This is a genomic window from Microbacterium sp. R1 (assembly GCF_015159725.1).
GTDB classification, from domain to species: domain Bacteria; phylum Actinomycetota; class Actinomycetes; order Actinomycetales; family Microbacteriaceae; genus Microbacterium; species Microbacterium oxydans.
The window spans coordinates 1,914,639-1,935,955 of record NZ_JADDUD010000001.1 but is presented as its reverse complement, the minus strand read 5'-3'; the positions used below and the strand labels follow the sequence as shown (position 1 = coordinate 1,935,955).

Below are 21,317 nucleotides of genomic sequence, written 5' to 3'. Positions count from 1 at the left end.
CCGACCCCGCAGACTCACGAACGGAACTCGCAGCGCATGGCATCTACCGCAGACATCAAGAACGGCGTCGTCCTCAGCATCGACGGGCAGCTCTGGAGCGTCATCGAGTTCCAGCACGTCAAGCCCGGCAAGGGCGGTGCGTTCGTGCGCACCAAGCTCAAGAACGTCGTCTCCGGCAAGGTCGTCGACCGCACCTACAACGCCGGCGCGAAGATCGAGATCGAGAACGTCGACCGCCGCGACTACACGTACCTGTACACGGACGGCGACGGCTACGTCTTCATGGATCAGACCGACTTCGACCAGATCACGGTCGGCGCCGCCACGGTCGGCGACGCGAAGAACTTCCTCCTCGAGAACCAGAACGTCACGATCGCCCTGAATAACGGCAACCCGCTGTACATCGATCTGCCGGCGTCGGTGGTCCTCGAGATCACCTACACCGAGCCTGGCCTGCAGGGCGATCGTTCCTCGGCCGGCACCAAGCCCGCCACGCTCGAGACCGGTTACGAGATCCAGGTGCCGCTGTTCGTCGAGAGCGGCACGAAGGTCAAGGTCGACACTCGCACGGGTGACTACCTCGGCCGCGAGAAGTAAGGCGTGAGCGCCCGGACGAAGGCGCGCAAGCGCGCTCTCGACATCCTGTTCTCCTCCGACGTGCGCGGAGACGACCTCGCGGTGACGCTGGCTGCCGAGGCGAAACGCGCGGCGAGCGAGCCCGCCCGTGAGGCCTCGTGGCTGTACGCCCGTGAGATCGTCGACGGCATCATCGACTCGCGCGACGAGATCGACGAGCAGATCACGACCCACAGCAGGGACTGGAAGCTCGAGCGGATGCCCGCTGTCGACCGCGCCCTGCTGCGCATCGCCGTGTGGGAGATCCTCCACAACGCCGAGGTTCCCACTGCCGTCGCCATCGACGAGGCGGTGGAGCTCGCGAAGGAGTTCTCGACCGACGACTCCGGGGCGTTCGTGCACGGCGTCCTCGCGCGGGTGGCCCGAGCCGCCTGATCCGTCGCACACGGCAGCCCTGTCGGTGGCGGCACTGTCGGTGACGGCACTGTCGGCGGTGTCGGAGAGGATGGCTACATGTCCCTCGCTTCTGACCCGACTCGTCCGGAAGACGCATCGTCGGCGAACTGGAGGAGCATCCTCGGTCCGGCGCGCGTCGACGCCGATACGCCGCTCGCGCTCGGCATCGAGCTCAGAGTGCGCGACGGCCGCGGGGCGAATCCGTGGGCATCCCGTCCCCAACGGACCGCGACCGCCCGCGACGTCGCGACACGCACAGGCGAGATCCTGCTCGGGATCCGGCCGCTCGAGCAGAGCCTCTCGACCGGGTCCTGGGTGCAGGGGACTGCGACCTGGGACGCGGTACGACGCTCGCCGACGCAGTACGGACGTGATCGCTCACGGTGGTTCGCCGACCTGCTCAGCATCGCGCGTGACACGCTCCTGTCCGGCACAGCCGGCGACTGGCTCGTCGCCGATCTGATCGAGTCAGGGCTCCTCTGGGGACATCTTCGCGCCGCCTCGGAGGTCGGGATCCCTCTCGTCGCCATGCAGAAGAGCACGACCGTCGTGCTCGCCGATCGTGCCGAGATCCGCGCGACCGTCGGACGCGGCGACGACGGGGGTCTCACCGTGCACCCTCACATCGTGATCGACGGGCACGATGCGGAACCCTCCTCGGTGCAGACGATCGGACACAGCGGTGTCTACGAGATCTCCCAGCGGGGGAGTGCGATCAGGGTGACGCTCGCCGAGGTGCCACTCAGCGAGCCGGTGCACGCCCTGCTCGGTGCGAGGACAGGTGTCGAGGTTCCCCCGGGAGACGAGGGCGCGTTCTTCCGTGACGCCTACCCGCTGCTGGCACGTCGGATCGAGGTGCGCCCGACCGGTCGTGTCGAGCTCCCCGCACTGCCCGCCCCGCGCCCGGTGCTCGCACTGTCATTCCTTAGAGGCGACACCGTCAAGTACATGTTCGAGTGGGAGTATCGCGGCTTCGGAAGGGTTCCGTTCGCGCAGGACGGGGATGCCGTGCGCGACACCGCCGCCGAAGATGTGCTCCGTGAGATTCTGCGTGCGGTGTGGGCCGATCACCTCGGAGAAGAGCTCGCCTCGACAGGCTCGTTCCATGATGTCGCGGCCGCCGAGTTCGTCACACGCCTCGTGCCCGCTCTCGAGGCCGAGGGCGTCGTGGTCGTGGTCTCGGGGCGTCGGAAGACTTATCACGAGCTCACGGGAGAGCCCGAGATCACGGTGTCGACCGTGGAGAGCAGCGACCGGGACTGGTTCGATCTCGGAGTCCTGGTCAAGATCGACGGACGCACCATCCCGTTCGAACCGCTGTTCACGGCGCTCAGCAAGGGCCGGAAGAAGCTCCTCCTCGTCGACGGCAGCTACTTCTCGCTGAATCATCGTGCCCTCGATCGGCTGCGCGAGCTGATCGACGAGGCAGGGGAGCTCGAGGAATGGGAGACCGGCCCGCGGATCAGCCGCTACCAGACGGACCTCTGGGAGGAGTTCGAAGACCTCGCGGATGAAGCTCTGCCCGCCGTCACCTGGCGCGCGACCGCCGAGGGCCTGCGCACCGCCGCCTCGGTGCCTGTCGTCGCCGTGCCGTCGGGTATCACTGCCGACCTCCGTCCTTACCAGCGTGAAGGGCTGGACTGGCTCGTCTTCCTGTGGAGCCATCGCCTCGGTGGCATCCTCGCCGACGACATGGGTCTCGGCAAGACGCTCCAACTGCTGGCACTCATCGTGCACGCGCGGGAAGCGGGGGAGCGGCGGCCCTTCCTCGTGGTGGTTCCCACCTCGGTGCTCGCCACCTGGCGCAACGAGGCGGCGCGGTTCGCCCCGACCTTGCGGGTGCTACTGCGGGGGTCCACACAGGGCCCGTCCCTCGACGAGGGCATCCGTGGGGCCGATGTCGTCATCACGACCTATGCTGTCGCCCGTCTCGACGAGGTCGAGTACGCGGGCATCGACTGGGCGGGTCTGATCCTCGACGAAGCACAGTTCGTGAAGAACCCGGAGACCAAGCTGCACCGGGCCGTCGCCTCCTTCCGAGCGGATGTGACGTTCGCCGTCACCGGAACACCGATGGAGAACAGCCTCAGCGAGCTCTGGGCTCTGCTGAAGCTCACCGCTCCCGGACTCTTCGCCTCTGCACGGAAGTTCCGCGAGCAGTACATCCAGCCGATCGAGCAGGGCAAGGTGCCGGAGAACGAGGAGGGCGGAGCCTATCGCCAGCGTCGTCTCGAGCAGCTGCGTCGGCGCATCCGACCACTCCTGCTCCGGCGTACGAAGGAGATCGTGGCGCCGGACCTGCCGGCGAAGCAGGAGCAGATCCTCGAGGTCGAACTCAGTGCCTCCCACCGCGCCCTCTACGACGTGGTCCTGCAGCGCGAACGCCAGAAGGTCCTCGGGCTGCTGGAAGACCTCGATCGCAACCGATTCATCGTGTTCCGCTCGCTCACCCTGATGCGCATGCTCAGCCTCGCACCGGCGCTGATCGATCCCGAAGACGCGAAGATCGGCTCCCGCAAGCTCGACGTGCTGATCGAGCGGGTGATCGAGCTGCAGGCGGAAGGCCACCGTGCGCTCGTGTTCAGCCAGTTCACGTCGTTCCTCGACCTGGCCGCGGCCCGCCTCGACGCCGCAGGCATCCCGTACGCGCACCTGGACGGTTCGACGCGGCATCGCCAGCAGGTGGTCGACGGGTTCACGTCCGGCGAGCAGCCCGTGTTCCTGATCAGCCTGAAGGCCGGAGGATTCGGTCTCACCCTGACCGAGGCCGACTACGTGTTCCTGCTCGACCCGTGGTGGAATCCGGCCGCCGAAGCGCAGGCGGTCGACCGCACGCACCGCATCGGCCAGGACAGCCAGGTGTTCGTCTATCGGATGATCGCCACCGGCACGATCGAGGAGAAGGTGCTCGACCTGCAGCGCCGCAAGGCACGGCTGTTCACCGCGGTACTGGACGACGAGGCGCTGTTCGCGCAGTCGCTCTCCGCCGACGATATCCGCGGGCTGTTCGACGGCTGACCGGAATACTCACGGCGGTGCCGACCGGTCGCACAGGGACCCCTCGGTACAATCGAACGGTTCACTTTCGGGAGGAATGCAATGCGGATCACGGGACTCGGCCACGCCGGGATGTTCATCGAGACGGTCGGCGGGAACATCATCTGTGACCCGGTCCTCGGACCGTCGTTCTACGGATCATGGTTCCCGTTCCCCGACAACCGCGGCCTTGACTGGGAGCGCTACGGCCGCGACGCCGACTTCCTCTGGATCTCGCACCGCCACCGCGACCACTTCGACCCGCGCCTCCTCGAGCGGTACATCCGCAAGGACATCGAGGTGCTGCTGCCCGAGTACCCGACGGATGATCTCGAGAAGGACATCCGCGCGCTCGGCTACACGAACATCACCTACGCCCCGGCCGGACAGGTGATCCAGCGGGGCGAGCTGAAGATGATGGTCACGCCGCTCCGAGCACCCAGCGACGGGCCGATCGGCGACTCCTCGCTGAGCGTCGACGACGGCACCGGCTCGATGCTGAACCAGAACGACTCGCACCCGCTCGACCTCGAGAAGCTCCTCGACTTCGGCAAGCCCGACGCATACTTCACCCAGGTTTCCGGCGCGATCTGGTGGCCCATGGTCTACGACCTGCCGCTCGACGCCAAGCAGAACTTCGCCCGACTCAAGCGCGAGGCGCAGAACAAGCGCGCCATGTACTACATCGAGAAGGTCGACGCCCCGCATGTCTTCCCGATGGCAGGGCCGCCCATGTTCCTTCGCGACGACCTGTTCGACTTCAACGGACTCGGAAAGAACGGCGAGTCGATCTTCACGGACCAGAAGCAGTTCCTCGCGCATATGAAGGAGCTCGCTCCGCAGTACGACGGACAGCTCTTCATCCCCGGCACCGTCGTCATGGTCGAGGGTGGAGAGGTGACGAGCGAGCAGACCCTGTACACCGAAGCGGAGATCGCCCACATCTTCGACGAGAAGTGGGAGTATCTCGAAGAGCAGCGCGCATCCCGTCAGCAGGAGATCCGCGACGAGGAGGCCTCCCGCGCCGAGATCATCCCGCCGGCCGAGATGCTGGCTGCGATCAAGGAGTGGTGGGAGCCGCTGCTGAAGAAGTCCCGCACGATCCGACTCGGCGTCGGCGGATGCGTCCGGTTCCGCATCGGCGAGCTGGACATGGTGGTCGACTTCCCCCGCGCCAAGGTCCGCGAGTACGCGGGCGAGGAGTGCATCTACTGGTACACGATCCCCGCCGATCTGGTCTCGACGAACATCGTCGACCACGAGATCGACTGGTCGAACTCGATCTTCCTCTCGATGCAGTTCTCGGTGGGCCGCAGCGGCAAGTTCAACGAGTTCCTCACCACGTTCCTCAAGTGCCTCTCGGTCGACCGGATCGAGTACGTCGAGAACTGGTACCAGGAGCAGACCGACCAGACGGAGGACGCCGAGATCGGCGACTGGGTCGTGCAGCGCCGCTGCCCCCATCTGCGCGCCGACCTCACCAAGACCGGCAAGGTCGACGAGGACGGCATCCTCACGTGCAGCATGCACGACTGGAAGTGGGACCTGAAGACGGGACGCTGCCTGTCCACGGCCGGGCACCCGATCCGTTCCTCGAAGATCGACGAGGTCACCGATCCCGTGCTGCAGGAGGCGAGCTGATCAGCGGAGGCCTGAGCGCTCCGATAGACTGACATCACAAGCAACCTTTAACACCGTCCTGTGAGGCGGAGAAGGGAGCGGCCGATGAGCATGCGCACTGTGCTGCACGAAGCCGACATCTCACGAGCGCTGACCCGGATCGCGCACGAGATCCTCGAATCCAATCGAGGCGCCGAGAACCTCGTCCTGCTGGGGATACCGACCCGCGGCGTCACTCTCGCCCATCGCCTCGGCCTGCTGATCAGCGAGATCGCGCAGCAGTCCGTCCCGGTCGGCTCCCTCGATGTGACGCTGTTCCGCGACGACCTCGCGAAGCACCCGACCCGCTCGCCGCAGCCGACGGAGATCCCTGTCGGGGGCATCGACGGCAAGACCGTGGTGCTCGTGGACGACGTGCTGTTCTCGGGCCGCAGCATCCGCGCGGCGCTGGACGCGATCCAGTCGATCGGACGCCCCTCCGTCGTGCGCCTGGCGATCCTCGTCGACCGCGGACATCGGGAGCTCCCGATCCGCCCCGACTTCGTCGGCAAGAACATCCCCTCGGCCCGCACGGAGCGGGTCAACGTGCGCCTCTTCGAGAACGACGGGGCGGAGGAGGTGACGATCGGCGAATGAGACACCTCCTCGACACCCGCACCCTCGACAGGACCACCGCGCTTCGCATCCTCGACGTCGCCGAGGACATGTCCGACACGCAGTCGCGCGAGGTCAAGAAACTCCCGACGCTGCGGGGCAAGACCGTGGTGAACCTCTTCTTCGAGGACTCCACCCGTACGCGCATCTCGTTCGAGGCCGCTGCCAAGCGCCTTTCCGCCGACGTGATCAACTTCGCCGCCAAGGGATCCAGCGTCTCCAAGGGCGAGAGCCTCAAGGACACCGCCCAGACGCTCGAGGCCATCGGCGCCGATGCGGTCGTGGTCCGGCACCCGGGTTCCGGCGCCCCGCAGACCCTCGCCACCAGCGGCTGGATATCGGCCGGTGTGGTGAACGCCGGAGACGGCACCCACGAGCACCCCACGCAGGCGCTGCTCGACGCCTTCACGATCCGCAAGCGCCGTTTCGGTGCCGAAAGCCGCGGACGGGATCTCAGCGGACTGCGTGTGGTGATCGTCGGCGATGTCCTGCATTCGCGGGTCGCACGGTCCAACGTCTGGCTGCTCACCACGCTCGGCGCGGACGTCACCCTGGTCGCGCCGCCGACGCTGGTTCCGCAGAACGTGTCGCTCTGGCCGGTCCGGGTCGTCTACGACCTCGACGAGGCGCTGGCGGACGAGCCGGATGCCGTCATGATGCTCCGCATTCAGCTGGAACGCATGAATGCCGCGTATTTCCCGACTGAGCGGGAGTATTCCCGCCGCTGGGGTCTTGACGCACGGCGTGTGGCCGCGCTTCCGGGCGGTAGCATTGTGATGCACCCCGGACCCATGAACCGGGGACTGGAGATCTCCTCCGAAGCTGCTGATTCCGCCCGTTCGACGGTGCTGGAACAGGTCACCAACGGAGTATCCGTCCGCATGGCGGTGCTGTACCTGCTGCTCGCAGGAGAACGAGACGACGAACGAGGGGGAGACCTGTGAACGAGACCCTCGTCATCACCGGTGCGCAGCTGCTCGGTGCCGAGAGCGCCGACATCATCATCGAGGGCGGGCGGATCGCCGAGATCGGGACGGGTCTCACCCGCACCGGTGCGCGCGTGATCGACGCTGCGGGCCTGGTCGCGCTGCCGGGGCTCGTCGACCTGCACACCCACCTGCGCGAACCCGGCTACGAGGCGTCGGAGACGATTCTCACCGGTACCAGGGCGGCCGCCGCCGGCGGGTTCACCGCGGTGTTCGCGATGCCGAACACCTCGCCCGTCGCCGACACGGCGGGGGTGGTCGAGCAGGAGCTCGCCCTCGGCGAGGCTGCCGGCTACGCGACGGTGCAGCCCATCGGGGCCGTCACCGTGGGACAGAAGGGCGAGCGTCTCGCCGAGCTCGGCGCCATGGCCACCTCGCGCGCCCAGGTGCGCGTCTTCAGCGACGACGGCTTCTGCGTCTTCGACCCGCTCATCATGCGTCGGGCTCTGGAGTATGTGAAGTCCTTCGACGGCGTCATCGCGCAGCACGCCCAGGATCCCCGCCTCACTGAGGGGGCGCAGATGAACGAGGGAACGGTGTCCGCCGAGCTGGGCCTCGCCGGCTGGCCTGCGGTCGCGGAGGAGTCGATCATCGCGCGCGACGTGCTGCTGGCAGAGCACGTCGGCTCGCGGCTGCACGTCTGCCACCTGTCGACGGCGGGCTCCGTCGACATCATCCGGTGGGCCAAGAAGCGCGGCATCAGCGTCACCGCTGAGGTGACGCCGCATCACCTGCTGCTGACGGACGAGCTCGTGCGGGGATACGACGCGCGCTACAAGGTCAACCCGCCCCTGCGCCGGGAAGAGGATGTCCTCGCCGTGCGCGAGGGCCTCGCCGACGGCACGATCGACATCGTCGCGACCGACCACGCGCCGCACCCCAGCGAGCACAAGGCGTGCGAGTGGCAGGCTGCGGCGAACGGAATGGTGGGTCTCGAGAGCGCGCTGCGCGTCGTGCACCAGTCGATGGTGCAGACCGGGCTGCTCGAGTGGGCGGACATCGCGCGCGTGATGAGTGCGGCACCGGCACGGATCGGACGCCTCTCCGGCCACGGCACACCGCTCGAGGTCGGGCAGCCGGCGCAGCTCACGCTCTACGACGCGTCGGTGGACGGCGTCTTCACCGAAGCAGACCTGCACGGTCGCAGCGTGAACTCGCCCTATCTCGGCCGTGCTCTTCCCGGGCGGGTGGAGTACACGGTGCACGGCGGCGTCCTCACGGTCGACGGGGGCAGCGTCGTCGAGGAGCTCGGCGCATGAGCGCTCGGGATCTCGCCGTCGCGATCACCATCGCGGTCGCCCTCCTGGTGCTGCTGGTGATGCTGCGCGCCTGGCGACGACGAATCCGCCGCGATTCCGTGTTCTCGGCCCCGCTGGGTGTGCCCGAGCATGCGGAGGTCGCCCGCCGCGACGAGGTGCTGTACGTGTCGACGACACGGCACGGACAGCCGCTCGAGCGTCTCGCGGTGTCGCCTCTCGCATACCGGGCCCGCGGTGAGGTGGCCGTCACGGATCGCGGCATCGCCCTCTGCCTCGACGGCACGCCGACGGTCTTCCTGGCGAAAGACCGTCTCGTCGCCGTCGACCGCGCCACGGTCACGATCGACCGTGTCGTCGAGCCGGGTGGTCTCGTGCGCATCGCATGGAACATCGACGACGACACTGTCGTCGACAGCTACCTGCGCGTCGCCACCGGCGAACCTCAGAACCTCATCTCCGACCTGCAGCGGCTCGTCCCCGCCGCCCCCGACACAGGAGCAACGTCATGACACTCTCCACCACCCCCGAGCAGGCCTCAGCGGCCCGGCTCCCCGACCCTGCCGTCCTCGTCCTGGAAGACGGCACCCGCCACATCGGCCGCGCCTACGGCGCCCGTGGGCGCACTCTGGGCGAGGTGGTCTTCTCGACCGGCATGTCCGGCTACCAGGAGACGATCACCGACCCGTCCTACGCGGGGCAGATCGTGCTGCAGACGGCACCGCACATCGGCAACACCGGCATGAACGACGAAGACGCGGAATCGCGTCGCATCTGGGTCGCCGGCTACATCGTCCGCGACCCCTCGAGGGTGGTGTCGAACTGGCGTGCGAACGCCTCGCTCGATGACGTTCTCGTGGAGGACGGCATCGTGGGCATCAGCGGTATCGACACCCGATCGGTCACCCGACACATCCGCTCGGCGGGTTCAATGCGCGGTGGCATCTTCTCCGGTCCGGATGCCGTGCTCGACCCGGAGGAGCAGGTGCGCATCGTCCGCGAGGCTCCCGAGATGGCCGGCCGCAACCTGTCGGCGGAGGTCTCGGTCGACGTCGCCACCGTGACCACGGCACTGGGGGAGCGGATCGGCAACCTCGCCGTGCTCGACCTCGGCGTCAAGCAGGCGACGATCGACAACCTGGCCGCTCGCGGGTTCGAGGTGCACGTGCTTCCGCAGAACGTGACGATCGACGAGATCCGCGCCGTCGATCCCGTCGCCGTCTTCTACTCGAACGGGCCCGGCGACCCCGCGGCATCGGGTGACCACGTCGAGCTGCTGCGCTCGGTGCTCGACGAAGGACTCCCGTTCTTCGGCATCTGCTTCGGCAACCAGCTGCTCGGTCGGGCTCTCGGCCTCGGCACCTACAAGCTGCCGTTCGGACACCGTGGCATCAACCAGCCGGTGCTCGACAAGCAGACGGGCAAGGTCGAGATCACCGCTCACAACCACGGCTTCGCCGTCGAGGCGCCGATCGAGGGCACGTTCGACAGCCCCCACGGCTACGGCAAGGTGGAAGTCAGCCATGTCGGCCTCAACGACAACGTCGTGGAGGGACTCCGCGCCCTCGACATCCCGGCCTTCTCGGTGCAGTACCACCCCGAGGCGGCTGCGGGCCCCCACGATGCCAACTACCTCTTCGACAGGTTCCGCGACCTGGTCATCGCCAGCCAGAAGGACTCCAAGTAATGCCCAAGCGCGACGACATCAACTCCGTCCTCGTCATCGGCTCCGGCCCGATCGTCATCGGTCAGGCCTGCGAGTTCGACTACTCCGGCACCCAGGCGTGCCGCGTGCTGCGCGAGGAGGGTGTCCGGGTCATCCTGGTCAACTCCAACCCGGCCACGATCATGACCGATCCCGACTTCGCCGATGCGACGTACATCGAACCGATCACCCCTGAGGTCATCGAGACGATCATCGCCAAGGAGAAGCCGGATGCCATCCTCCCGACACTCGGTGGGCAGACCGCTCTGAACGCGGCCATGGCGCTCGACGAGCGCGGCATCCTCGCGAAGTACGGCGTCGAGCTCATCGGCGCCAAGGTCGATGCGATCAAGAAGGGCGAGGACCGCCAGGTCTTCAAGGAGCTCGTGCTCGAGGCGGGCGCCGACGTCGCGAAGAGCGTCATCGCCCACACCATGGACGACCTCCTCGCCGGTGCCGAGAAGCTCGGCTACCCGCTCGTGGTGCGCCCGTCCTTCACGATGGGCGGCCTCGGTTCCGGCTTCGCCTACGACGAGGAGGACCTGCGTCGTATCGGAGGCGCCGGTCTGCGTGACTCCCCGACGACCGAGGTGCTCCTGGAGGAGTCGATCCTCGGCTGGAAGGAGTACGAGCTCGAGCTCATGCGCGACACGGCCGACAACACGGTCGTCGTCTGCTCGATCGAGAACGTCGACCCGGTCGGCGTGCACACGGGTGACTCGATCACGGTGGCCCCGGCGCTGACCCTCACCGACCGCGAGTACCAGAAGATGCGCGACATCGGCATCGACATCATCCGAGCCGTCGGCGTCGACACCGGCGGTTGCAACATCCAGTTCGCGGTCGACCCGGCGAACGGGCGCATCATCGTGATCGAGATGAACCCGCGCGTCTCGCGCTCGAGCGCCCTCGCCTCGAAGGCCACCGGCTTCCCGATCGCGAAGCTCGCCGCGAAGCTCGCCCTCGGCTACCGCCTCGACGAGATCCCGAACGACATCACCGGGGTCACGCCGGCGAGCTTCGAGCCGACGCTCGACTACGTCGTCGTCAAGGTGCCTCGCTTCGCGTTCGAGAAGTTCCCTGCGGCGGACGCCACGCTCACCACGACCATGAAGTCGGTCGGCGAGGCCATGGCCATCGGCCGCAACTACGCCACCGCGCTGCAGAAGGCGCTGCGCTCGCTCGAGAAGCGCGGCTCCAGCTTCCACTGGGGCGAGGAGACCCGTTCGGTGGAAGAGCTCCTGGAGGTCGCCAAGACGCCGACCGACGGCCGGATCGTCACGCTGCAGCAGGCGCTGCGCAAGGGCGCGACGGTCGAGCAGGCCTTCGAGTCGACGGCCATGGACCCGTGGTTCCTCGACCAGATCGTGCTGATCAACGAGGTCGCGGAGATCGTGCGGACGGCTCCCGAGCTGGACGCCGCGACTCTCCGTTACGCCAAGGAGCACGGTTTCTCCGACGCGCAGCTCGCCGAGCTCCGCGGCACGTCCGAGACCGAGGTCCGCGGCGTCCGCCATGGCCTCGGCATCCGTCCGGTGTACAAGACCGTCGACACATGCGCCGGCGAGTTCCCCGCTCTCACGCCCTACCACTACTCGAGCTACGACTTCGAGACCGAGGTCGCTCCGTCCGAGCGCACCAAGGTGGTCATCATCGGCTCTGGGCCGAACCGCATCGGTCAGGGTGTCGAGTTCGACTACTCGTGCGTGCACGCGTCGTTCGCGCTCTCCGATGCCGGGTTCGAGACCATCATGGTCAACTGCAACCCGGAGACGGTCTCGACCGACTACGACACCTCCGATCGCCTGTACTTCGAGCCGCTGACGCTCGAGGACGTGCTCGAGGTGCTCGACGCGGAGGCGGCGAGCGGCACCATCCTCGGCGTCGTGTGCCAGCTGGGCGGCCAGACGCCGCTGGGACTCGCGAAGGGCATCGAAGCGGCCGGCTACACGGTCCTCGGCACGAGTCCGGAGGCGATCGACCTCGCCGAGGAGCGCGAGCTGTTCTCCCGTCTGCTCGACGAGGCGGGTCTCGTCGCACCGCGCAACGGCACGGCGATCGACGTCGACGGAGCGGTGAGCATCGCCGAGGAGATCGGTTACCCGGTGCTCGTGCGTCCGAGCTTCGTGCTCGGCGGGCGCGGCATGGAGATCGTCTACGACACGGCGTCGCTGCGCGACTACTTCGTGCGCACCGCAGGCGAGGTCGTCATCGAGGAGGGCAAGCCGCTGCTGGTGGACCGATTCCTCGACGATGCGATCGAGCTGGACGTGGACGCCCTCTACGACGGCACCGAGCTGTACATCGGCGGCGTCATGGAGCACCTGGAGGAGGCCGGTATCCATTCCGGCGACTCCAGCTGCACGCTGCCTCCCGTCTCGCTGGGTCGCACGGACGTCGACCGCGTGCGCGAGGCCACCCTCGCCATCGCGAAGGGCGTGGGCGTGCGCGGACTGCTCAACGTGCAGTTCGCCATCAGCGCCGGCGTGCTCTACGTGATCGAGGCGAACCCGCGCGCCAGCCGCACGGTGCCGTTCGTCTCCAAGGCGCTGGGCATCCCGATGGCGAAGGCCGCGAGCCGCATCATGACCGGTTCCACCGTCGCCGAGCTGCGCGCCGAGGGCATGCTGCCGGAGCAGGACGGCTCGCGTGTCCCGCTGGACGCTCCGGTCTCGGTCAAGGAGGCTGTGCTGCCCTTCAAGCGGTTCCGCACCGCCGACGGCAAGACGGTCGATTCCGTGCTCGGACCGGAGATGCGCTCCACCGGCGAGGTCATGGGCATCGACCGTGACTTCCCGACGGCGTTCGCCAAGAGCCAGGCTGCCGCCTACGGGGGCATGCCCACGTCCGGCACCGTGTTCATCTCGGTGGCCGACTCGGACAAGCGTGCGGTCATCCTCCCCGCGCACCGCCTGCAGCAGCTCGGCTTCACGATCGTCGCGACCGAGGGCACCGCGGAGATCCTCTCGCGCAACGGCATCGCCGTGACGGTTGTCGAGAAGTACAGCGAGACGCAGGAGTCGGGCGCCCGGAACATCGTCGACCTCATCAACGACGGGGAGGTCGACATCGTCGTGAACACTCCGTCGGGTGGCGCCGCTCGCGCCGACGGCTACGAGATCCGCGCTGCTGCCGTCGCCGCCGACAAGGCGCTGTTCACCACGATCGCCGTGCTCGGCGCAGCGGTGAGCGGAATGGACGCCGCCCATGAGGGCTTCCAGGTGAAGAGCCTCCAGGAGTACGCGCTGGACCGGAAGGCGGCACTGTGAGCCGACGCTTCGGCGAACGCGTACGGGCAGCGCTGCGCGCGCACGGCCCTCTCTGCGTCGGAATCGACCCCCACGCGGCCCTGCTCGCCGCGTGGGGGCTCCCCGACGACGCGCGCGGTGTGCGGGACTTCGGGCTGCGCACGGTCGAGGCGGCCGCGGGGCGAGTGGCTCTCGTGAAGCCCCAGGTGTCGTTCTTCGAGCGCTTCGGCTCGCGGGGCGTCGCCGCGATGGAAGACGTGCTCGCGGCCGCACGGGCGGCCGATCTGCTCGTGATCGCCGATGCCAAGCGCGGGGACATCGGATCGACCATGGGCGACTACGCGCGCGCATGGCTCACACCCGGCTCGCCCTTGGAAGCCGACGCGCTCACCGTCAGCCCCTTCCTCGGCGTGGGCGCCCTCGACGGGGCGTTCGCCCTCGCCGAGGAGCACGGCAAGGGAGTGTTCGTCCTCGCCGCGACCAGCAACCCCGAGGCCGAGGGGCTGCAGCGCGCAGTCACCTCGACAGGTGAGACCGTCTCCGGATCGGTGATCGGCGAGGTCTCCGCCCGCAACGCCGCGCTGGCAGACGCGGGGGAGTGGGGCAGCTTCGGCTTCGTGATCGGCGCGACCGTGGATTGGGACCTCGCGGGAATCCACCCGTTCGGACCCGTGGCTCCCATCCTCGCTCCCGGCTTCGGCGCGCAGGGCGCAACGCCTGCCGACCTCCGGGTGCGCTTCGGGCCCATGTCGGATGCGGTGATCGCGAGCGAGAGCCGCAGCATCCTCGGCGCCGGACCCGATCATCTGGTTGCCACGATCACCGCTCGCGCGGCCGAGTACTTGGAGGTGGCGCGTGCCTGACGCGCAGCGTACGGTTCCCGAGGTCGACAGGGCGGCCGCCGCACGCCGTGCCGTGGAGCGTCGACGCGCGAGAGCGTCGGTGAAACGCGACCTCACGATGCGCGTGGTGACGCCGCAGACGGTACTGCACCGCGCGACGGCGGACGCCGACTCGGTTGAGGGATCGATGCGCATCACCGACTTCCTGCTGGCGCTCCCCGCGATCGGTGCGGGCAAGCGCGACCGCGTGCTGGAAGAGCTGCACATCTCGCCGGTCAAGCGTCTCGGAGGGCTCGGTGCTCGGCAGCGTCGGGTGCTGGAGGCCTGGCTGGACTCCCGGTTCCCGCCCGCGGCTCCCCGCGGCGCACGCAGTCGGCTCTTGGTTCTCGCCGGTCCCACCGCCGTGGGAAAGGGCACGGTCGCCGCGCACATCCGCGAGCACAACCCCGAGATCCACCTCTCGGTCTCGGCCACGACCCGGCCCCCGCGTCCCGGCGAGATCGACGGGGTGCACTACTACTTCGTGGACGACGACGAGTTCGACCGGTTGATCGCCGACGGGGAGCTGCTCGAGTACGCCGTGGTGCACAACCGCTCGCGGTACGGCACGCCGCGGGCGCCGATCGACGCCGCTCTCGCCGAAGGCAAGACGGTACTGCTCGAGATCGACCTGCAGGGCGCGCGTCAGGTGCGTGCCGCCGAACCGGCAGCGACGCTGATCTTCCTGCTGCCTCCGAGCTGGGACGAACTGGTGCATCGACTGGTCGGCAGGGGCACGGAAGACGCCGAGGAAAGGGCCAGGAGGCTGCGTACCGCGAAGGTCGAACTCGCCGCTCAGAACGAGTTCGACCACCTCATCGTGAACGAGGACGTCGCCACTGCGGCCCGCGAGGTCGTAGAATTGTCTACAAGCTCTGCGCGCTGAGCGTCTTCGCGCGCCTTTCGCACCGTCTTCGCGACGATCCCGTCGCCTGATCAGGAGGTCTCACCATGGCCGGACACAACAACGGCATCATCGATCCCCCCATCGACAACCTGCTCGACCGCGTCGACTCGAAGTACGAGCTCGTCATCTACGCCGCGAAGCGCGCGCGTCAGATCAACGACTACTACTCCGACCTGCACGAGGGAAACCTCTTCGACAACGTCGGCCCGCTCGTGGACTCGTCCGTCGAGGACAAGCCGCTCACGATCGCGCTGCACGAGATCAACGAGGACAAGCTCCGCCTTCGTCACGCAGAGTGATATTCCAGGCCGCGCCTCCGTTCTGTCGGAGGCGCGGTCCAGAATGGGTGCAACACCCTCTCTCTGTCCGTCCCGTTCTGGAGTATCGATGAGCGCCCTGCGTCTGTTCACGTCCGAGTCCGTCACCGAGGGACATCCGGACAAGATCTGCGATCAGATCTCCGACAGCATCCTCGACGGGCTCATCGCGAAGGACAAGGGCTCCCGCGTCGCTGTCGAGACGCTCGTCACGACCGGTCTCGTCCACGTGGCCGGCGAGATCCGCACCGAGGCCTACGTCGACATCCCCACGATCGTCCGCCAGGTCGTGAACGGCATCGGCTACACCTCCAGCGACACCGGCTTCGACGGCTCCTCCTGCGGTGTCAGCGTCTCGGTGGGCGAGCAGTCGACTGACATCGCCCACGGCGTCGACAGCGCCCAGGAGCACCGCGACGGGTCTTCGATCGATCCGCTGGACGGGCTCGGTGCCGGCGACCAGGGCATCATGTTCGGCTTCGCCACGAACGAGACGCCGCAGCTGATGCCGATGGCCGCCTGGACGGCACACCGCCTCGCCGAGCGGCTCACCGAGGTGCGTCGCAACGGCCAGCTGCCGTTCCTGCGCCCCGACGGCAAGACACAGGTCACGCTCGGCTACGACGGCTTCACGCCGAAGACCGTCGATGCGGTCGTCGTCTCGACCCAGCACCACCCCGACATCTCGCAGGATGACGTCAAGGCCCAGGTCCGGGAACACGTGATCGATCCCGTGCTCGCGACCACAGGCCTCGACCTCGACGACGTCACCCTGTACATCAACCCCGCCGGGCCCTTCGTCACGGGCGGCCCCAAGGGGGACGCGGGTCTGACCGGGCGCAAGATCATCATCGACACCTACGGCGGAGCCTCGCGTCACGGGGGAGGTGCCTTCAGCGGCAAGGACCCGTCGAAGGTCGACCGGTCCGGCGCGTACGCAACGCGGTGGGTCGCCAAGAACGCCGTCGCCGCGGGGCTGGCCGACCGCCTCGAGGTGCAGGTGGCCTACGCCATCGGCGTCGCACGCCCGGTCGGTCTGTACGTGGAATCGTTCGGCACGGGCAAGGTGTCGGACGAGATCATCATCCGCGCGATCAACGAGGTGTTCGATCTCCGCCCGCAGGCGATCATCGAGCAGCTCGAACTGCTGCGCCCGATCTACGCGCAGACCGCGGCCTACGGGCACTTCGGCCGTGAGCTCCCGGACTTCACCTGGGAGCGCACCGACCGCGTCGAAGAGCTGCGCCGCGCCGCCGGTCTCTGATGGGACCGCGGTCCTGATGCCTGCGGAGAGCCGGCGCATCGCGCGCGTGCTCCTCGATTCCCCTCTTCCGCAACTCGACCGGCTCTTCGACTACGCCCTTCCCCCTGAGCTGGGGGATGTGCCCCTGGGAGTTCGCGTTCGCGTGCCCCTGCGCACCGCCGGACGCGTGATCGACGGCTACGTCGTCGACATCGACGCGGAGGACGATGCCGACCGGGCGCTCTCGGAGGTCGAGAGCGTCGTGTCTCCGGTGCCCGTGCTTCCCACGCGTCTGCACGCCCTCGCTCGTCGCGTCGCCGACCGGGCAGCGGGCTCGGCCTCCGACGTGTTGCGCCTGGTGATCCCCAAACGTCAGGTGCGTGTCGAGAAGGCGTGGACGGCCGATACGCCCGCCGAGGTGCCCGACGCCGATGCTCTGGCCGTGGCGGAGAGCACGGTCGATCTGTACGAGGGGCTCGGCGCCGTTCTCGACTCCGGTGGTCGCGCCGCGGTAGAGGCGATTCCCCAGCTCGTCGACGGCGTGCAGGGCTGGGCCCGTCTGCTTGCGGCATCGGCAGCGCGGATGCTCGCCGCGGGGCGATCATCGATCATCGTCGTCCCGGACAGTCGCGATCTCGATCGACTCCTCGCGGCTCTGGAGGCGCTCGTCCCCGCCGCCGCAGTGGTCCGTCACGACTCCCGGCAGACCAACCCCGACCGTTATCGTGGCTTCCTCCGCACGCTCGAAGACGCCCCGTGCATCGTGGTGGGCAACCGCTCGGCCGTGTACTCACCCGTCGTCGCAGGCCTGGTGGCGATCTGGGACGACGGCGACCCGCTTCTCGGGGAACCGCTGGCCCCGTATGTGAATGCACGGGACGCGGCACTGCTGCGTCAAGAGCTGGAGGGGTCGGCGCTGCTCTTCGCCGGCCACACGCGCACGACGGATGTCGAACGGCTGGTCGTCCTCGGCTGGCTGCAGGACGTCAGAGCAGCACGTCGAGTGCTGCCGCGAGTCGTCCTCAGCACGCCCCAGGAGATGGAGCAGCCGACGGCTCAGCGGATGCCGTCGTCCGCGTTCCTCGCCGCACGCACCGCGGCGGCGGAGGGGCCGGTGCTCGTGCAGGTGTCGCGCCCCGGATTCTCTCCCTCACTGGTGTGCGCGGACTGTCGAGCGCCCGCCCGGTGCGCCCACTGCGGCGGTCCACTCGGTGCGAAGCATCGCGGTGCCGTGCCGGTGTGCGGATGGTGCGGACGCGGAGCCAGTGCCTGGACGTGTCCTGCCTGCTCGTCGACGAAGCTTCGCCTGGCTTCGTCCGGCAGCGAGCGCACGGCCGACGAGCTGGGGCGCGCGTTCCCCGGTGTGCGGGTGATCGTCGCGGACGGCGCTCATCCGGTGGAGCGGGTTCCGGCGAAGCCCGCACTCGTCGTCGCGACCCGTGGTGCCGAGCCGATCGCCGATGGGGGATACCGTGCCGTCGTGCTGCTCGACGGGCCGAGGATGCTCCAGGCCCCCGACCTGCGGGTCGCCGAGTCCTGTCTGCGGTGGTGGTCGAACGCGGCCGCGCTGGCGGCTCCCGGCGCGCCCGTGCATCTCGTGGGCGTCAACGGGGCGGCCGCGAAGGCGCTGGCCACCTGGAACCAGGCCGGCCATGCCCGATCGGAGCTGGAGAGCAGAGCACCTCTGCACATGCCTCCGACGACGCGCGTGGCGCTCGTGCAGGGATCGGTCCCCGCCGTCGCCGATGCCCTCGCCGCACTCAGCGATCTCGCCCTGCCCTCGGACGCGGTGCTCGGGCCCGTCCCGGTCGAGACCGACGACGTGCCCCCACGGGTGCGTGCGCTCGTGCGCTTCGACTACGGTGCCGGAGCGCGGGTGGCGACGGCCCTGCGCGCGGCGGTCGTCGCCGAAGCCGTGAGCGGTCGTCGCCGAAAGGGGCGCGCCACCAAGAGCACCCTCTCCGTCCGCCTCGATATCCTCGAACCAGAGCTCTGACCCTTCCGGAGAACATTCATGCGCCTCGTCTTCGCCGGCACACCGGCCGCCGCCGTCCCCAGCCTCCAGCGACTCGCGGAGTCCCACGACATCGCTGCGGTCATCACACGTCCCGACGCCCCGCTGGGGCGTCGTCGCACCCTGACCCCGTCTCCGGTGGCGCAATCGGCTGTCGGACTGGGTCTTCCCGTGATCAAGACGGCGCGCCTGGACGACGCGGCGACAGCGGAGATCTCTGCGCTCGAGGCGGACCTCGGGGTGATCGTGGCGTACGGCGGGCTCGTGCGCGAGCCGCTGCTGTCGGCGCCCCGCGCGGGGTGGATCAATCTGCACTTCTCGCTGCTGCCGGCCTGGCGCGGAGCCGCTCCTGTCCAGCGTGCGCTGATCGCGGGGGATCAGGTGCTCGGTGCGAGCGTCTTCCAGCTGGTCGCGGAACTCGACGCCGGCGATGTCTTCGCCATGCGCGAGGTCGATGTCCCCGCTGCAGCCACCGCAGGGGAGGCTCTCGAGCTCCTCGCCGCCGACGGCGCGCAGCTCCTCGCCGAGGTGGTCTCCGAGATCGCCGAGGGTACGGCGTCGTCGATGCCGCAACAGGGCGAGCCCACCTTCGCGGCCAAGCTCACGCTCGCGGACGGATTGCTCGATTGGAGTCGGCCGCTCGACACCGTGTTCGCTCATTTCCGCGGTGTGACCCCGGAACCGGGTGCGCACACCACGGTCGCAGGTCAACCCCTCAAGGTGCTCGAAGCCACCCCGGCCCCGGATGCCGAGCCCCTCGCGCCGGGGCGGCTCCGCGGCACCAAGACGGCTCTCCACATCGGCACCGGCACCGGTGCACTCGCGGTGACCAGGGTCCAGCCGGCAGGCAAGGGCGCGATGAACGCTGTCGACTGGTGGCGCGGTCTGCGTGGAGGCGACGAACTGGTGGCCGGTTCATGAGCGAAGAACGACGGAACCGTAGGACGGCACCGAAGAACGCCGGTCCGCGTGGCGCGCAGCGATCGGGAGACGCGCATCGCGGGGGGCAGCGCGGTCCCGCCCGCACCGTGCAGCCCGCGAGACGAGTCGCGTACGGCGTGCTGCGTGCGGTCTCCGAGACCGATGCCTATGCGAACCTCGTGCTGCCCTCCGCGATCGCCGAAGCGCAACTCAGCCCCCAGGACGCTGCTCTCGCGACCGAGCTGACGTACGGCACGCTGCGCCGGCTCGGCACCTACGACGCGATCATCGCCGCGGCGGCGGATCGTTCTCCCGACAGCATCGATCCCGCCGTCCTCGACGCTCTGCGCCTCGCCGTGCATCAGCTGCTGGCGACGCGGGTGGCTTCGCACGCCGCGGTGAACGAGTCGGTGAACCTGGTCGCGACGGAGTCAGGGCGTGGAGCATCGAGCTTCGCGAACGCCGTGCTCCGTCGCATCGCCCGGGAATCAGGCGACGAGTGGCAGGAACGCATCGAGAGCAGCGCACGCTCCGACGACGAACGACTCGCCCTGCGTTCCGCGCACCCGGTGTGGGTGATCCGCGCTCTGCGTCGTGCTCTGATCGCCGAGGGGCGTAGCGAGGAGCTGGAGGCACTTCTCGAGGCCGACAACGCCTCACCCGATGTCACGCTCGTCGCGCTCCCCGGGCTCGCCGAGCCGGGGGAGCCTCGTCTGCCGTACGCGCCCACGGCCTTCGCCTCGGCCGGCGGCGACCCCCGGCATGCCGTCGAGGCGTCCAGTGGGACCGTGCGCGTGCAGGACGAGGGATCCCAGCTCGTGGCACTGGCCTTGGCCGGCGCCGCGCCCATCACCGCCGGTGAGCGCTGGCTCGACCTGTGCGCGGGGCCAGGTGGCAAGACGGCGCTCCTCGCTGCTGTCGCCCGTGAGCATGACGTCACTCTGGAGGCGAACGAGGTCGTCCCGGTGAGGGCCCGATTGGTGCGCAAGGCATTGCGGGCCGTCCCCGGTGAGATCGAGGTGCACGAGCAGGACGGGCGGACTCTGGCCGCATCCCGGCCGGGGGAGTTCGACCGCATCCTCGTCGATGCCCCCTGCACGGGTCTGGGGGCGCTGCGGCGGCGCCCTGAAGCGAGGTGGCGGAAGTCCCCGGCCGACGTCGCCGAGCTCGTGCCGCTCCAGGTCGAGCTGCTCTCTGCCGCGCTCGATGCCCTCGCCCCTGGCGGGATCGTCGCGTATGTCACGTGCTCTCCTCATCTCGTGGAGACCACGGGCGTGGTGAAGGAGGTGCTCCGCGACCGTGCAGATGTGCGCGAGCTCGATGCGCGGGCCGTCATCGCGGATGTCGCCATGGCCCCGATCGATCTCGCGGATGACGGCAGGGTCGGTTCCGGCAGCGCACAGCTCTGGCCGCACCGTCACGGGACGGATGCGATGTTCCTCGCGCTCCTGCAGCGCTCATCGATCGACGACACCTCATCCGGGAAGGAAGACTAGG

At 68.7% G+C, this 21,317-nt stretch carries 17 protein-coding genes; all 17 read left to right on the top strand.

Features of this window, described 5'->3' with window-relative positions:
- The first annotated feature begins 36 nt into the window (after positions 1-36).
- A complete protein-coding gene (gene efp / locus ILP86_RS09520) occupies positions 37-597 on the top strand; it encodes an elongation factor P (protein ID WP_046747145.1) in 561 nt (186 codons plus the stop codon).
- Between the two features lie 3 nt (positions 598-600).
- On the top strand, positions 601-1,011 hold the full coding sequence (gene nusB / locus ILP86_RS09515) for a transcription antitermination factor NusB (RefSeq protein WP_193761826.1): 411 nt from the start codon (positions 601-603) through the stop codon (positions 1,009-1,011).
- A gap of 78 nt (positions 1,012-1,089) precedes the next feature.
- Complete coding sequence (locus ILP86_RS09510) at positions 1,090-4,050, top strand: DEAD/DEAH box helicase (RefSeq protein ID WP_193761825.1); 2,961 nt, start codon at positions 1,090-1,092, stop codon at positions 4,048-4,050.
- 81 nt (positions 4,051-4,131) lie between these two features.
- Positions 4,132-5,709 carry a Rieske 2Fe-2S domain-containing protein gene (locus ILP86_RS09505; protein ID WP_193761824.1) on the top strand — a complete coding sequence of 526 codons (1,578 nt, stop codon included), beginning with the start codon at positions 4,132-4,134 and terminating at the stop codon, positions 5,707-5,709.
- A gap of 84 nt (positions 5,710-5,793) precedes the next feature.
- Positions 5,794-6,324, top strand: coding sequence for a bifunctional pyr operon transcriptional regulator/uracil phosphoribosyltransferase PyrR (gene pyrR, locus ILP86_RS09500; protein WP_046747142.1), 531 nt, complete (start codon positions 5,794-5,796; stop codon positions 6,322-6,324).
- The gene (locus ILP86_RS09495; protein WP_046747141.1) at positions 6,321-7,286 is read left to right on the top strand and encodes an aspartate carbamoyltransferase catalytic subunit; all 966 of its coding nucleotides are present in this window, start codon (positions 6,321-6,323) and stop codon (positions 7,284-7,286) included. The genes pyrR and ILP86_RS09495 overlap by 4 nt, the downstream gene beginning before the upstream one ends.
- The gene (locus ILP86_RS09490; RefSeq protein WP_058631202.1) at positions 7,283-8,587 is read left to right on the top strand and encodes a dihydroorotase; all 1,305 of its coding nucleotides are present in this window, start codon (positions 7,283-7,285) and stop codon (positions 8,585-8,587) included. Before ILP86_RS09495 ends, ILP86_RS09490 begins: the two co-directional genes overlap by 4 nt.
- Entirely contained in the window at positions 8,584-9,096 is a 513-nt protein-coding gene (locus ILP86_RS09485) for a hypothetical protein (protein WP_046747139.1), read from the top strand. Before ILP86_RS09490 ends, ILP86_RS09485 begins: the two co-directional genes overlap by 4 nt.
- Positions 9,093-10,271, top strand: a complete 1,179-nt coding sequence (gene carA, locus ILP86_RS09480; protein WP_113680142.1) for a glutamine-hydrolyzing carbamoyl-phosphate synthase small subunit — start codon at positions 9,093-9,095, stop codon at positions 10,269-10,271. Before ILP86_RS09485 ends, carA begins: the two co-directional genes overlap by 4 nt.
- Positions 10,271-13,558, top strand: a complete 3,288-nt coding sequence (gene carB, locus ILP86_RS09475) for a carbamoyl-phosphate synthase large subunit (protein ID WP_193761823.1) — start codon at positions 10,271-10,273, stop codon at positions 13,556-13,558. Before carA ends, carB begins: the two co-directional genes overlap by 1 nt.
- Positions 13,555-14,400 carry an orotidine-5'-phosphate decarboxylase gene (gene pyrF, locus ILP86_RS09470; protein ID WP_141369551.1) on the top strand — a complete coding sequence of 282 codons (846 nt, stop codon included), beginning with the start codon at positions 13,555-13,557 and terminating at the stop codon, positions 14,398-14,400. The genes carB and pyrF overlap by 4 nt, the downstream gene beginning before the upstream one ends.
- Positions 14,393-15,304 carry a guanylate kinase gene (gmk, locus tag ILP86_RS09465; protein ID WP_058631200.1) on the top strand — a complete coding sequence of 304 codons (912 nt, stop codon included), beginning with the start codon at positions 14,393-14,395 and terminating at the stop codon, positions 15,302-15,304. Before pyrF ends, gmk begins: the two co-directional genes overlap by 8 nt.
- Positions 15,305-15,369: 65 nt before the next feature.
- Positions 15,370-15,624, top strand: a complete 255-nt coding sequence (gene rpoZ / locus ILP86_RS09460; RefSeq protein WP_017204385.1) for a DNA-directed RNA polymerase subunit omega — start codon at positions 15,370-15,372, stop codon at positions 15,622-15,624.
- Positions 15,625-15,712: 88 nt separating this feature from the next.
- A complete protein-coding gene (gene metK / locus ILP86_RS09455; RefSeq protein WP_193761822.1) occupies positions 15,713-16,906 on the top strand; it encodes a methionine adenosyltransferase in 1,194 nt (397 codons plus the stop codon).
- A 16-nt stretch (positions 16,907-16,922) separates the two neighbouring features.
- Positions 16,923-18,881: a hypothetical protein gene (locus tag ILP86_RS09450; RefSeq protein ID WP_046747133.1), complete on the top strand. Its 1,959-nt coding sequence runs from the start codon at positions 16,923-16,925 to the stop codon at positions 18,879-18,881.
- An 18-nt stretch (positions 18,882-18,899) separates the two neighbouring features.
- Positions 18,900-19,820 carry a methionyl-tRNA formyltransferase gene (gene fmt, locus ILP86_RS09445; protein ID WP_193761821.1) on the top strand — a complete coding sequence of 307 codons (921 nt, stop codon included), beginning with the start codon at positions 18,900-18,902 and terminating at the stop codon, positions 19,818-19,820.
- The gene (locus ILP86_RS09440; protein ID WP_227750940.1) at positions 19,817-21,316 is read left to right on the top strand and encodes an RsmB/NOP family class I SAM-dependent RNA methyltransferase; all 1,500 of its coding nucleotides are present in this window, start codon (positions 19,817-19,819) and stop codon (positions 21,314-21,316) included. The genes fmt and ILP86_RS09440 overlap by 4 nt, the downstream gene beginning before the upstream one ends.
- Position 21,317 lies beyond the last annotated feature (1 nt).

Coding starts and splice junctions, on each gene's coding strand:
- efp (WP_046747145.1), top strand. CDS start 37: ATGGCATCTACCGCAGACATCAAGAACGGCGTCGTCCTCAGCATCGAC.
- ILP86_RS09510 (WP_193761825.1), top strand. CDS start 1,090: ATGTCCCTCGCTTCTGACCCGACTCGTCCGGAAGACGCATCGTCGGCG.
- ILP86_RS09505 (WP_193761824.1), top strand. CDS start 4,132: ATGCGGATCACGGGACTCGGCCACGCCGGGATGTTCATCGAGACGGTC.
- pyrR (WP_046747142.1), top strand. CDS start 5,794: ATGAGCATGCGCACTGTGCTGCACGAAGCCGACATCTCACGAGCGCTG.
- ILP86_RS09495 (WP_046747141.1), top strand. CDS start 6,321: ATGAGACACCTCCTCGACACCCGCACCCTCGACAGGACCACCGCGCTT.
- ILP86_RS09485 (WP_046747139.1), top strand. CDS start 8,584: ATGAGCGCTCGGGATCTCGCCGTCGCGATCACCATCGCGGTCGCCCTC.
- carA (WP_113680142.1), top strand. CDS start 9,093: ATGACACTCTCCACCACCCCCGAGCAGGCCTCAGCGGCCCGGCTCCCC.
- carB (WP_193761823.1), top strand. CDS start 10,271: ATGCCCAAGCGCGACGACATCAACTCCGTCCTCGTCATCGGCTCCGGC.
- rpoZ (WP_017204385.1), top strand. CDS start 15,370: ATGGCCGGACACAACAACGGCATCATCGATCCCCCCATCGACAACCTG.
- metK (WP_193761822.1), top strand. CDS start 15,713: ATGAGCGCCCTGCGTCTGTTCACGTCCGAGTCCGTCACCGAGGGACAT.
- ILP86_RS09450 (WP_046747133.1), top strand. CDS start 16,923: ATGCCTGCGGAGAGCCGGCGCATCGCGCGCGTGCTCCTCGATTCCCCT.
- fmt (WP_193761821.1), top strand. CDS start 18,900: ATGCGCCTCGTCTTCGCCGGCACACCGGCCGCCGCCGTCCCCAGCCTC.
- ILP86_RS09440 (WP_227750940.1), top strand. CDS start 19,817: ATGAGCGAAGAACGACGGAACCGTAGGACGGCACCGAAGAACGCCGGT.